Annotated in this window: 9 protein-coding genes; 5 read left to right on the forward strand and 4 right to left on the reverse strand. The window is 76.7% G+C overall.

Translation table 11 applies throughout. The annotated features are described in order from the left end of the window. The first annotated feature begins 139 nt into the window (after window positions 1–139). The 4 genes from ACFOWE_RS04810 to ACFOWE_RS04825 all read left to right on the forward strand — a co-directional run bounded on the left by ACFOWE_RS04810 (window position 140) and on the right by ACFOWE_RS04825 (window position 4,938). Window positions 140–1,027 (forward strand): alpha/beta hydrolase, encoded by an 888-nt coding sequence (locus ACFOWE_RS04810; protein WP_377285639.1) that lies wholly within the window; start codon window positions 140–142, stop codon window positions 1,025–1,027. 121 nt (window positions 1,028–1,148) lie between these two features. Further along, window positions 1,149–2,408, forward strand: a complete 1,260-nt coding sequence (locus ACFOWE_RS04815; protein ID WP_377285640.1) for a DUF418 domain-containing protein — start codon at window positions 1,149–1,151, stop codon at window positions 2,406–2,408. Between the two features lie 518 nt (window positions 2,409–2,926). After that, the gene (locus ACFOWE_RS04820; RefSeq protein ID WP_377285641.1) at window positions 2,927–3,916 is read left to right on the forward strand and encodes an alpha/beta hydrolase; all 990 of its coding nucleotides are present in this window, start codon (window positions 2,927–2,929) and stop codon (window positions 3,914–3,916) included. A gap of 17 nt (window positions 3,917–3,933) precedes the next feature. Next, on the forward strand, window positions 3,934–4,938 hold the full coding sequence (locus ACFOWE_RS04825) for a helix-turn-helix domain-containing protein (protein ID WP_377285643.1): 1,005 nt from the start codon (window positions 3,934–3,936) through the stop codon (window positions 4,936–4,938). Window positions 4,939–4,964: 26 nt separating this feature from the next. Here the strand turns inward: ACFOWE_RS04825 and ACFOWE_RS04830 are convergent, their stop codons facing one another. The 4 genes from ACFOWE_RS04830 to ACFOWE_RS04845 form a co-directional block, all read right to left on the reverse strand. After that, entirely contained in the window at window positions 4,965–5,108 is a 144-nt protein-coding gene (locus ACFOWE_RS04830; RefSeq protein WP_377285645.1) for a hypothetical protein, read from the reverse strand. Between the two features lie 288 nt (window positions 5,109–5,396). After that, a complete protein-coding gene (locus tag ACFOWE_RS04835) occupies window positions 5,397–7,277 on the reverse strand; it encodes a propionyl-CoA synthetase (protein ID WP_377285646.1) in 1,881 nt (626 codons plus the stop codon). A 164-nt stretch (window positions 7,278–7,441) separates the two neighbouring features. Beyond that, window positions 7,442–8,413 carry a zinc-binding dehydrogenase gene (locus tag ACFOWE_RS04840; protein WP_377285647.1) on the reverse strand — a complete coding sequence of 324 codons (972 nt, stop codon included), beginning with the start codon at window positions 8,411–8,413 and terminating at the stop codon, window positions 7,442–7,444. A gap of 127 nt (window positions 8,414–8,540) precedes the next feature. After that, complete coding sequence (locus ACFOWE_RS04845; RefSeq protein WP_377285648.1) at window positions 8,541–11,333, reverse strand: PEP/pyruvate-binding domain-containing protein; 2,793 nt, start codon at window positions 11,331–11,333, stop codon at window positions 8,541–8,543. A 336-nt stretch (window positions 11,334–11,669) separates the two neighbouring features. On the opposite strand from ACFOWE_RS04845, the gene ACFOWE_RS04850 reads away from it, so the two are divergent. Continuing rightward, a complete protein-coding gene (locus ACFOWE_RS04850; RefSeq protein WP_377285650.1) occupies window positions 11,670–12,890 on the forward strand; it encodes an MFS transporter in 1,221 nt (406 codons plus the stop codon). Window positions 12,891–12,945 lie beyond the last annotated feature (55 nt).

Consider the following 12,945-nt stretch of genomic DNA (forward strand, 5'->3'; position numbering starts at 1 on the left):
GTACGGCGCTCCCGGCGGGGCGTCGTGGTCGCCGGGGTGCCGGGGCCGGGAGTGCCGGAGGGCTCCGCACGGCGGTCCGGTTCCGGCCGGGGCCCGTTCAGGGCTCGCGTTCCGGGTGCGGGCCGTACACACTTGGCAGATGACCGAGAGGGTGGAGTTCACGGCCGACGGCATCACGCTCGTCGGCGACCTGCGCGTCCCGGAGGGGACCGGGCCGCACCCGGCACTGGTCCTCACCGGGCCGTTCACCGGCACCCGCGACCAGGTCACCGGGCACTACGCCGCCCGGCTGGCCGAGGCGGGATACGTGACGCTGGCGTTCGACCACCGCACCTGGGGCGAGTCCGGCGGGAGCCCCCGCCGCGACGAGGATCCCCAGGGCAAACTGCGCGACCTGCGGGCCGCCGTCTCCCTGCTGCGCGCCCGGCCCGAGGCGGACGGCGGCCGGATCGGCGCGGTCGGCATCTGCCTGGGCGCGGGCTACGCGCTGAAGTTCGCCGCCTTCGACCCCCGGGTACGGGCCTTCGCCGGGGTGGCCGGGGCCTACAACAACCCGTACGCGATGCTCGCCGGGATGACCCCGGACGGCTACCAGCGGGCGCTGGCCTCCCACACCGAGGTGCTGGAGCGCCAGGACCTCGGCGGGCCGGTGGAGTACCTGCCCGCCGTCGCGGCCGAGGGCGAGGCGGCGATGCCGGGCGACGAGCCGTTCGCCTACTACGGCACCGGGCGGTCGGCCTCGCCGCACTGGCGCAACGAGGTCACCCGGGCGTCGATCCGGGAGCTGATCACCATGGACAACATGACCGGCGCCGACTTCCTCGGTCCCAAGCCCGGGATCGTCGTGCACGGCGTCGTCGACCGGTTCTGCTCGCCGGAGGGGGCCGAGGAGGCCTACAAGCGCATGGACGGGCCCAAGAAGCTCGTCTGGCTGGACGCCCGGCTCCACATCGACCTGTACGACGGCGAGCCGTACGTCACCCAGGCCGTCGAGGCCGTCGCCTCCTTCCTCGCCGAGCATCTCTGATCGCCTTCCGCCGCTTCCGGCGGATCCGGCGCGGGTCGCAGGGCCGTACATCCATCGGTGTACGGCCCGGATGGGTCCGCCCGACGATGTCCCGCGCCGCTTCCGGCGGGATCGTCGCAGTGTGACGAACCGACGCATCGACGCGCTCGACGTGCTCCGCGGCATCGCCATCATGGGCACGCTCGGCACCAACATCTGGATCTTCACCGGTCCCGCGGGCCCGGCGGGCGTCCTGGACGCGCTGGAGCAGCCGGGGACCCTGGAGACCCTGCTGCGCTTCCTGACCAACGGCAAGTTCCTGGCCCTGCTCACCCTGCTGTTCGGGGTCGGGCTGGAGCTGCAGTACCGCTCGGCGCGGCGCCGGGGAGCGCGCTGGCCCGGCTGGTACCTGTGGCGGGCGGCGCTGCTGCTGGCCGAGGGATTCCTCCACTACCTGCTGGTCTTCGAGTTCGACGTGCTGATGGGCTACGCGGTGACCTCGGTCGTCGTCGCCTACCTGGTGGGCCGGAGCGACCGCGCCGTCCGGGCGTGGATCGCCGTGCAGGCGGCGGTGCTCACCGCGGTGATCGCCCTGCTCACCGCCGCTCTGATGACGGTGGAGGGCGAGCCGGCCGGCGCGGCCGGGGCGGCGCGGACGCCGGGCACGCTGTTCACCCAGGGGAGCTACGCCGACCAGGTGGCCGCCCGCCTCGACTCCTTCCTCCTCTACCGGCTGGAGGCGGTGCTCATCGTCCCGATGGGCATCGTGCTGTTCCTGCTCGGCTCGCAGCTGATGCGCGCCGGGGTGTTCGAGGACTCCGCCCGGGGCGCCGTGCTCCGCACCCGGCTCATGGTCCTCGGGTTCGGCGTGGGCGCGCCACTGAACCTGCTGACCGCCTTCGCCGGGGACGCCTGGTTCCTGGTGGACCGCTACCTGCTGCCGCCGCTGGTCGCCCTAGGGCTGCTCGCCCTGGTCACCACCGTCGTGCAGCGCATGTCCGGGACGCCGGGACCGCTGCGGCGCGGCGTGACGGGCGTCGGCCGGACCGCGCTGAGCTGCTACGTGCTGCAGAACCTGGTGGCCTCGGCGCTCTGCTACGGCTGGGGGCTCGGGCTGGCCGCGCGCCTGGACTCCCTGCGCCCCTGGTGGACGGTGGCCGCCTGGGCGGGCATCTGCGCCCTGTTCACCGTGCTGGCCGCGCTCTGGCTGCGCCGCTTCGAGCGGGGCCCGCTGGAGTCGCTCTGGCAGTGGGCCTACCGGGCGCCCCAGGGGGCGCAGCGGGCCTACCGGGAGCCCCGGCGGGCGCGGCGGGAGGCCGGGACGGAGGTCCCGCGGGACAGGGCCCAAGGACCCTACGCCGGGCGGGAGGCCGCGGGCGACCATGTAGGTGACACCCGCTGAGGCGGGGACCGAGGGGCCGACCCCGGAGCGACGACTCCGGCGGGGAGCCCGCCCGGACAACGGAGAAGGTGGCGGTACCGGTAGCCACCAGGCCTGCCGTCGCTGTCGCTCAGACGGCGCCCTCCGTGTCCCGAGGGCGGGCCGCCGGCCCCGGTGCCCCGCCGGCGGGTGCCGTACGTCCGCCCCTTCTGGCGTCCGCCCCTTCTGAACGGCCGTCCGCCTCTTCTGAACGGTCGTCCGCCTCTTCTGAACGGTCGTCCGCCTCTTCTGAACGGTCGTCCGCCTCTTCTGAACGGCCGGACGCCTCCGCCCCGGTGACCGCGGAGGCGTCCGCCCCGGCGGGCGGGGCGGGCCGCGAAGGGCCCGGCGCCGGAGCGGCGCGTTCGGGGGACCCCGTTCACCGCACCCGCCGAGTGGCGGGTAGTGTCCGCCGCATGGCGCTGGATCGCCGCCGCGTTTCTCACGATGGTGGGTACGGACCCGCCGGACCCCGGCAACGCTGACGATATGGGAGTCCCATGAGCCAGACCCTCCCCTCCGCCGCCACCCCGCCGCCCTTCGACCCCGAGCTGGCCGCCGCCCTCGCCGTGCTGGGCGAGTCCGTGCCGCCGTCGCTGACCCCGGACATGGTCCCGCTGCTCCGCCAGGCGCAGGCGAACGCCCTGACCGTGACGGACGAGGCGCTCAGCCGCGGCGGCGCCTTCCAGGTGGAGGAGCGGGCGGTGCCCGGGCCGGCCGGCGCGCCCGACGTCTCCCTGCTCGTCTGCCGCCCGGCGGGCGCGACCGCCCCGCTCGCCGCGATCTACCACACCCACGGCGGCGGGATGATCCTGGGCGACAACCGCGCCGGGATCGACGGCGTGCTCGACCTGGCGCAGGAGCTCCGGCTCGCGGTCGTGTCGGTGGAGTACCGCCTGGCGCCCGAGCACCCGCACCCCGCCCCCGTCGAGGACTGCTACGCGGGCCTGGTGTGGACCGTCGCCCACGCCGGCGAGCTGGGCATCGACCCCGGCCGCGTCGTCGTCGGCGGAGCCAGCGCGGGCGGCGGGCTGGCCGCCGCGCTGGCGCTGCTGGCCCGCGACCGCGGCGGCCCCGCCCTGGCCGGGCAGCTGCTGATGTGCCCGATGCTCGACGACCGCAACGACACCCCGTCGACGCACCAGATGGCCGGGCTCGGCGTCTGGGACCGGACCGCGAACGAGACCGGCTGGACCGCCCTGCTCGGCGAGGCCCGCGGCGGCCCGGACGTCTCCCCCTACGCGGCCCCGGCCCGCGCCGCCGACCTGTCCGGGCTGCCGCCCGCGTTCATCGACGTCGGCTCGGCCGAGACCTTCCGCGACGAGGACGTGGCGTACGCGAGCCGGATCTGGCAGGCCGGGGGCAGCGCCGAGCTGCACGTGTGGCCGGGAGGGTTCCACGGCTTCGACCTCATGGCCCCGCAGGCGGCCATCTCCCAGGACGCCCGCGCCGCCCGCCTGCGCTGGCTCCACCGCCTCCTGGACGCGTAGCCGGCCGGGAGCACGTGATGGAGGACCTCCTCGGGCGGCTGTCGGCGCTCGACCCGGACGCCGGTGCCGCGGTGCACGTCATCGCCTACTTCGACCGGCTGGTGGAGGCCCGGGCCGGGCTGGAGGCGATCGTCCGCGGCGCCGCCGTCCTGGCGGGCTGCCCGGCCGGTCTGTCCGACCCCGGCCGCGGCGTCCACGTCCGCGTGCTCCCCGACGGCCGCCGGGCGGACGCCGGGCCGCCGCCCGATCCGGCCTGGCCCCGCACCGCGCTGCCCGGCGGGCAGGCCGTGCTCTGGCTGGAGCGCCCGCCACCGGCGGGACCGGTCGGGGCGATGGCGCTGGAGCGGGCCGCCGCCGCGGCCCGCGGGGTGCTGGACCGCACCCGCGGGCGCGCCCCGCTCCGCCCGCCCCGGGAGGATCCCGCCCTGGTCGAGCTGGTGCTCGACGCCTGTGCGCCGGCGGCTGCCCGGGCCCGGGCCGCCCGCGAGCTCGGCCTGCCCGGCGGCGTCCCCGTCCGGGCCGTCGCGCTGGAGGGCGGCGCGGCGAGAGTCGGCCCCGCCGGCGACGCGGTCCCGGAAGGGGTCCGGGCGGGGGTGGGTCCGGCGGTGGACGCGGCGGACCTGCCCCGTTCCTGGGCGCTCGCCCGTACGGCACTGCGGCTGGCGGCCGAGGGGACCCCGCAGGACCCGGGGCCGCGGGTGGTCCACGCGGACGAGCTGGGCGGGCTGGCGGTCCTCGCGGCGGCCGTCGGGCCGGGCACCGCGCCCGCGCCGGACGTGCGCGCGCTCGAACGCGCCGGGGCCGGAGCGCCCTGGACGCTCACGACCCTGTACGCCGTCGCCTACGAGCCGAGCCTGCGCGCCGCCGCGGCCCGGCTCACGGTGCACCACTCGACCCTGCAGGACCGGCTCGCGCACGCCGAGCACCTTCTCGGGTGGACGGTGCGCGACCCCAGGGGACGGCTCCGCCTCCAGCTGGCCCTCGCGCTACGCCGCCTGCACCGCGAGGACTTCCCCTCCTGACCGGCCGCGCCCGCGCGGTCCCCGGGTCAGGACCGTGCGTCCTCGTGCTCGCGGGACAGGGTCTCGACGAGCTTGGTGAGGTAGGCGACCCGGGCCTCCAGGTCGAGGACGCGGACCTCGAGCTCGATCGTGGACGGCGCCTGGAATGACATGGCGATCTGGCGAGGCATGTTCGCTCCTCTTCTCCGGTCGGGACGCGTTCACCGGAACGCGGGGCGGCCGTGTCCCGTCCGGGCTGTCGCGGACGGAACGTCCACCCACCTCGAGTCTCCGTTCCGGCGGACCGGGGCGGTACGGCCGATGGACCCGCGGCCGAGGGACGACCGGCCCCGGATGCCGGGCCACCGGTCCCACCCGGCCCGCGGGTCCCTCACCATGCCGGCCGGATGGGACCGGTGGCCCTCCGGGATCGGCCGGGACGTGTCACGGACCGGTCCCGGCGGGCGCCGGGCAGGCCGTCACGGCCGCGGGGGCGGGGCGACGATCGGGCGGAGGGCCTCCAGCACGGCCGGGTCCTCGATCGTCGAGGGCACCGGCTCGTCGGCGCCCTCGGCCATGCCCCGCATGGTCTTGCGCAGGATCTTGCCCGAGCGGGTCTTCGGCAGCGCCGGGACCACGTCCACCTGCTTGAGCGCCGCCACCGCCCCCACCTGGTCGCGGACCGCCCGGACCAGCTCGGCCCGCAGCGCCTCCGGGTCGGCCTCCACCCCGCTCTTGAGGACCACGAAGCCGCGCGGGACCTGGCCCTTCAGCTCGTCGGCCACCCCGATCACCGCGCACTCCGCCACCGCCGGGTGGGCGGCCAGCACCGCCTCCATCGCGCCGGTCGAGAGCCGGTGCCCGGCCACGTTGATCACGTCGTCGGTGCGGCCCATGACGTACAGGTAGCCGTCCTCGTCCCGGTAGCCGCCGTCACCGGTCAGGTAGTGGCCGGGGAAGGCCGACAGATAGGACTTCACGTACCGCTCGTCGTCCTGCCAGAGGGTGGGGAACGCGCCGGGCGGGAGCGGGAGCCGGATGCAGATCGCGCCCTCCTCGCCGGGGCCGCACTCCGACCCGTCCGGGCGGAGCACCCGCACGTCGTAGCCGGGCACGGGCACGGTGGGGGAGCCGGGCTTGACCGGCATCGGCTCCAGCCCGCGCAGGTTCGCCGCGACGGGCCAGCCGGTCTCGGTCTGCCACCAGTTGTCGATCACCGGCACGCCGAGCTTCTCCGCCGCCCAGTGGTAGGTGTCCGGGTCCAGCCGCTCCCCGGCCAGGAAGAGCGTGCGCAGCGACGAGACGTCGTGGGCGGCCAGATGCCGCGCGTCCGGGTCCTCCCGCCGGATCGCCCGGAACGCGGTGGGGGCGGTGAACAGCACGTTCACCCCGTGCCCGGCGACCACCCGCCAGAACGCGCCCGCGTCCGGCGTGCCCACCGGCTTGCCCTCGTACAGCACGGTCGTCGCGCCGAGCAGCAGCGGGCCGTAGACGATGTAGGAGTGGCCGACCACCCAGCCGACGTCGGAGGCCGCCCAGAACACCTCGCCCGGCCGCACGCCGTACACGTTCTCCATGCTCCACAGCAGCGCCACCGCGTGCCCGCCGTTGTCGCGGACCACGCCCTTGGGCCGGCCGGTGGTCCCGCTGGTGTAGAGGACGTAGAGCGGGTCGGTGGCCCGGACCGGCGCGCACGGGGCCGGTTCGGCGTTGACCGCGCCCCACTCGACGTCCCGGCCCGCGACCAGCCCGGCCCGGGCCTGCTCGCGTTGGAGGATCACGCAGCGCTCCGGCCGGTGCCCGGCCAGCTCCAGCGCCGCGTCCAGCATCGGCTTGTACGGCACGACGCGGGAGGGCTCGATCCCGCAGGAGGCCGAGACGACGACCTTGGGCCGCGCGTCGTCGATGCGGGCGGCCAGCTCCTTGGGGGCGAAGCCGCCGAAGACCACCGAGTGCACCGCGCCCAGCCGGGCGCAGGCCAGCATGGCGACCACCGCCTCGGGCACCATCGGCATGTAGATCACGACCCGGTCGCCCCTGGCCACGCCCAGGTCCCGCAGGACCCCGGCGAAGCGGGCGACCATGGTCAGCAGCTCGGCGTAGGTGATCTTCCGGCACGTCCCGGTGACGGGGCTGTCGTGCACCAGCGCGACCCGGTCGCCGTGCCCGGCCGCGACGTGCCGGTCGAGCGCGTTGAAACAGGTGTTCAGCTCCCCGTCGGGGAACCACCGGTAGAACGGCGCGGCGGTGTCGTCCAGCACCCTCTTGGGCGGGACGCTCCAGGCGACGGCCTCGGCGGCCTGCCCCCAGAAGCCTTCGGGGTCGGCGATGCTGCGGGCGAAGACATCGGCGTACGGCATGCCGTCATCATGCCCCCGCCGCGCCCGCCCGCCCAGGACCCGTCGACCGGCGGTCGTTTCCGTGCGGCCGCCGGGTCCCGTCCCCCCTCCCCCGGGGCCGGGCGGGGCGGACTCCGGGGCCGGGCGGTTCCGGAACCCGCCCCGGCCCCGCGTGCGGGACGGGCTCAGACCACCAGCAGGGTCTTTCCGACGACGTCGCGTGCCTCGATCGCGGCGTGCGCGTCGGCGGCCCGCTCCAGCGGGAAGGTCCGCCCGACGACCGGCCGGAGCCGCCCGGCCGCCGCCTCGGCCAGCGCCCGTCCGGTCAGCCGCCGCGCCTCGGCGGGCGGGAACTGCACGTCCCGGATGCCGCGCAGGCCCACCCCCCGCCCCGCCGCCTCCTCCGGGGTGATCTCGGCGAAGCTCCCGGTGGGCGAACCGTGTGCGGAGAACCGGCCGCCGCGGGCCGTCACCCCGAACGCCTCCCGGCCGATCCGCCCGCCGACCCCGTCGAAGACGACGTCGGCTCCGGCGCCGCCGGTCAGTTCGCGCACCCGCTCCGCCCAGCCGGGCGCGGAGGGGTCCAGCACGGCGTCGGCGCCGAGCCCCCGGACCGTCTCCGTCTTCCGCGCGCCGCGGGCGGTGCCGGCGACCCACGCGCCCGCCGCGTGCGCCAGTTGCACCAGCAGCACGCCCATGCCGCCGCTCGCCCCGGTCACCAGCACCCGTTCCCCCGGCCGGACGCGGGCCGCCTCGAACAGGCCCAGCGCGGTGACGCCGTCGTGCGCGAGCGCCGCCGCCTCGCGCAGGTCCACTCCGTCGGGCACCTCGACCAGCGTCTCGGCCGGGACCGCCGCCCGCTCGGCGTAGCCGCCCTCCACCCCGGTCCGGGTGACGACGCGCCGCCCGGACCAGCCGGGGTCCACGCCCTCCCCGACGGCGGCCACCCGTCCGGCGATCCCGCCGCCCGGCACGTACGGCGGGCGCACGCCGAAGTACTCGCCGCCCGCGCCGCTCCTGATCTGCGTCTCGAGGAACAGGGTGTCCACCACGGCCACGTCCACCACGACCTGACCCGGCCCGGCGACCGGGTCGGGCGCCTCGTGCACGGCCAGCACCTCGGGCCCTCCGAACGCCTTCGCCTCCACCACGCGCATGTGCCGCTCCCCTCTCCGGGTCTTCGTTCCGTCGAGGACAGTCTTGAACCTCAACCATTGTCGAGGTCAACCGGAGGAGGGAGACGCCGTGCGGGCCCGGGTCTCCGGGCCGCCGCGGGACCGCCGCTCAGGAGGCGGCGGGCGCCGGGGAGACGAGGACCGTGCCGGAGGCGCCGTCCACGGTGATCTCCTGGCCGGACACGATGCGCTCGGTGGCACGGGCGACGCCCACGACCGCCGGGATGCCGTACTCGCGGGCGACCACCGCGCCGTGCGAGTTGGCCCCGCCCATCTCCATCACCAGGCCGCCCGCGGTCAGGAACAGCGGGGTCCAGCCCGGGTCGGTGGACGGGCAGACCAGGATCTCGCCGGGCTCCAGACGCGCCCCGACCGGGTCGAGGACCACCCGGGCGACGCCGGTGACGCCGCCCGCCGAGGCCGGGACGCCGGTCAGCGCGCCGTCCGGGGCGGCGGCCGGACCGGCGACCGCCTCGGGCTCGGTGCCGTCCGACAGGACGATCCGCGGCACGTGCCGGCGCCGCCGCTCGCGGGCGTGCTCCTCGCGCCGCGCGGTGACGAGCGCGCGCAGGGCGCCGGGCCCGTCCGGAGCGCCGGGTCCGGGCGGGGGGCCCGTCCTGACCGGAGCGCCGGGTCCGGCCGGGGCGACCGGTCCGGAGGAGGCGTCACCGGGAGCACCGGTCAGCGCGGCGCGCACCTCCGGCAGGGTCAGGAGGAAGACGTCACCGGGGGAGTCCAGCAGGCCGCGGCCGGCCAGCTCGGCGCCGACGGCGGCCAGCTCGGCACGGGCCGCGGCGATCGACGTCACCACCAGGAACTTGGGGAACTCGCGCAGCCCCGCCAGGGCGCGGGCGCGGCCGAGGGCGAAGCGCACCAGGCGGCCCCGCAACCCGCCCGCGCGGGCCGCCAGGGTCTCCACCATCGCCCCGGCCTCGGCCGCGCCCCGGGCGAACTGCGTATCCGGGGCCAGGGCCGGGTCGTCCAGCCGCAGGTAGTTGGCGAGCACGCCGACGACGTGCGCCGGGTCCTCCGCCCAGCGCGGCACGCCCAGGTCGATCTCGGCGACCGCGCGCACGCCGTACGCGTCCAGGAACCCCCGCAGGCCCTCCTGGACCACGGCGGGCAGCGCTCCGGCCGCGAAGCGCGCGGCGAGGTCGGGGGCGGGCGTGCCCAGCAGCAGGGAGGCGGCCGCGGCGTCCTCGCGGATCCGGGCGGCCAGGCGCCACAGGGCCAGGTCCATCTCGGTGGTCACGTTGCCCGGCAGGCCGCGCAGCACGGTCGGCAGGTCACCGGGGCGGGCGCGGTCGCCCAGCAGGCGCGCGGCCAGGCCGAGCATGGCGAAACCGGCTCCCGCGCCCGGCGCCACCTGCGGGACGAGCGGGAACGTCTCGTCGAGCAGGATCCGCTCGGCGCGGTCGAGGCGGCGCAGCGGGGAGACGTCCGGCGGGGAGACGTCCGGCGGTGTGGCGTGCGGCGGGGACGTGTCCGGCCGGGAGGTGTGCGGCGGGGAGACGTCCGGCGGGGAGGCCAGCCGCGACCTCAGCCCCGCCTCCACCCGCCGGGCGTGCCGGTGCGCGCTCTCCGGATCGAGCAGCGCCCGCAGCGCGCGCGCCGGGACCCGGTAGCGGCGCCCGATCCGCAGCAGCCGGCGGGCGGTGGGGCGCAGCGAGCGCCGGGTCACGCCGAAGCGGGGGTCGGCGGCCAGCGCGCGCAGGACCACGGCCGAGCGGGCCTCCATCACGTCGAGCACCCGGGGGAAGAGCGCCCGGCCCGCCCGGCTGCGCACGATCCCGGTGACGTCGAGGAAGAGCCGCCCGCCGGCCTCGGCGAAGAACGGCGCCCCGGCCGCCGGATCGGCCGTCCGCCGGTCGTTCATCAGCCGGTCGAAGGAGGACGACATCAGCCGGAACACCGACATGCCCATGGGGGTGACCGGCTGGTGGAGACCCTGGGCGAGGCTGCCGCAGAAGTAGATCCGCGTCCCTTCGGGCGGCCCGCCGTGCCCGCTGCGGGGGACCGGGTAGAGGGTCGTGACCGGGCGCGCCTGGGTCAGCCAGAGGACGCCTTCCGCGTCGACGGCCCACTCGATGTCCTGCGGCGCCCCGTAGTGCTCCTCGACCCGGCCGCCCAGCTCGGCCAGGGTCCTGACCTGCCCGTCGGTGAGGCAGAGCCCGCCCGCCGTCCCATCGCCCGGCCGCCGCCCGGTGATCCGCCCGCTCGCGAGGTCCACGGTGAAGCGGTCGGGGTCGACCGCGCCGGAGACCACCGCCTCGCCGAGCCCGGGGGCGGCGTCGATCACCGCCGTGCGCCGCCGCCCGGTGACCGGGTCGGCGGTGAACATCACCCCGGCGACCTCGGACCGCACCATCTCCTGGACGACGACGGCCGGCCGGACGGACCGGGGGCCGATCCCGCGCCCGGCGCGGTAGGCCACGGCCCGGTCGGTCCACAGGGAGGCCCAGCAGCGCCGGACCGCGTCCAGCACGGCGTCCGGGCCGACGACGTTCAGGTAGGTGTCCTGCTGCCCGGCGAAGCTGGCGTCGGGCAGGTCCTCGGCGGTGGCGGAGGAGCGGACCGCGACGGGGCCGTGCGCGCTGCGCCGTACGGCCTCGGCGACGTCGTCCGGTACCGGGGCCCGCAGCACGGCGGCGCGGGCGGTCGCGGCCAGGGCGGCCAGGCTCCCGGTGTCGGCGGGGGAGGCCGCCTCCAGCGCGTCGAGCGCCGCCTCCAGCGGCCCGGAGCGCTCGGTGACCCTCCGGTAGGCCTCGGTGGTGAGGCAGACGCCGGGCGGGACGGGGAACCCGGCGGCGGTGAGCACGCCGAGGTTGGCGGCCTTGCCGCCGACGAGCGGCAGCATCCCGGCGTCGATCTCCTCGAAGCTCAGGACCAGCGGAGTCTCCATGGCGCGCGCCTCCTCGCACTCACCATAGGCCCGCCCCCGGCAGTAAATCAACAAGTGATGAAATAAAGCGGGCCGGAAAGGGGACGCGCAAGAGCGGGAGGGTGACGGGAGCGGCCGGGGTGCCACCGGGGAGCGGGGCCCCGGGAATGCAAGGAAACAGCCATCCGTGCCATAACATGGCATCCGTATGCGTTCTGAGCGCATGCGTGTCATGACCGCCCGGCGGCCGCCTATCTGAAAGGGGCGGTATCTACCTCGGTCGAAGCCCACCACGACGGTGGCGCTCCCGAAGGAACCGGGCGGCGTCTCCGTCTGGAATCTCGACGGAGACGCAACGTGAAGTCCTACCTCGCCGTGCTCGCCTCTCCCGGAGCCTGGCGGTTCCTCGCCCCCGCCCTCCTCGCCCGCCTGCCGTACGCCATGCTGCAGATCGGCATCCTCCTGCTCGTGGAGTGGTCCACCGGCTCGTACGGCGCGGCGGGCGTCGCCTCCGCCGCCGCCGCGGTGGCGCAGGCGCTGATCGGCCCGCAGACCGGCCGGCTCGCCGACCGGTACGGCCAGGCGAAGGTGCTCGTCCCGCAGGTCCTGGCGCACGGCCTGGCGCTGGGCGGCCTGCTGGCGCTGGCCGCCGGGCACGCCCCGGCCCCGGTGCTGGTGGCCGTCGCGACGCTGGCCGGCGGCTCGATGCCGCAGATCGGCTCCATGGTCCGCACCCGCTGGGCGCACCTGCTCGGAGGCTCCCCGGACCGGCTGAGCACGGCCTTCGCCCTGGAGTCGATCACCGACGAGCTGACCTTCACCGTCGCCCCGGTGCTGCTGGTGGCGCTGTCCACCGGCTTCTCGCCGGTCTGGGCCCTGACCGCGGCCCTGGTCATGGTGGTGGCCGGCACGCTGGGGTTCTCCGCGGTCCGCCGCGGCGTCCCCGAGCCGGCGCCGGTCGTGGCGCGCGGTGGGCACGGTGTGCTGCGGATGCGCGGCGTGGCCCTGCTCGCGGCGGCGTTCGTCGCCATCGGCACCGTCTTCGGCAGCCTCCAGGTCGGCATCACGTCCTCGACGGCCGCCCTCGGCCAGGCCGGAGCGGCGGGAGCCGTCTACGGGACGTTCTCCGGGGCCAGCATGGTCGGCGGCATCGTGTACGGCCTCGTCCAGTGGCGGGTGCGGACCTCGCACCGGCTGGCGGTCGCCGTCGGCCTGCTCTCCGCGGCGACGGTCGCGCTGTCCTTCGCCGGTTCGATCCCCGCGCTGTACGGCACGGCGGCCCTGGCCGGGCTCGTCATCGCCCCCGCGGTGATCACCGGCTACACCCTGGTCGAGCAGCTGGTCCCCACCGAGGTGCGGACCGAGGCGTTCAGCTGGCTCAACGGCGCGACCGGGCTGGGCATCGCCACCGGCGCCGCGCTGGCCGGCCAGCTGGTGGACCGGCTCGGCGCCGGCTCGGCGTTCCTGGTCCCGCCGGTCACCACCGGCCTGGCCGCCCTGCTGCTGGTGCTCTTCCTGCGCCGCCTGGCGCCCGCGGTCTCCGCCGCCCCCGTCCGGGAGCTGGCCACGGTGTCCTGACGGTACGGCCGCGGCCGCGCGACGGCGGGGCGGCGGGGCGGGGGCAGGTGGTCCG

Origin of the sequence: Planomonospora corallina, assembly GCF_042650625.1 — a bacterium.
Lineage (GTDB): Bacteria > Actinomycetota > Actinomycetes > Streptosporangiales > Streptosporangiaceae > Planomonospora_B > Planomonospora_B corallina.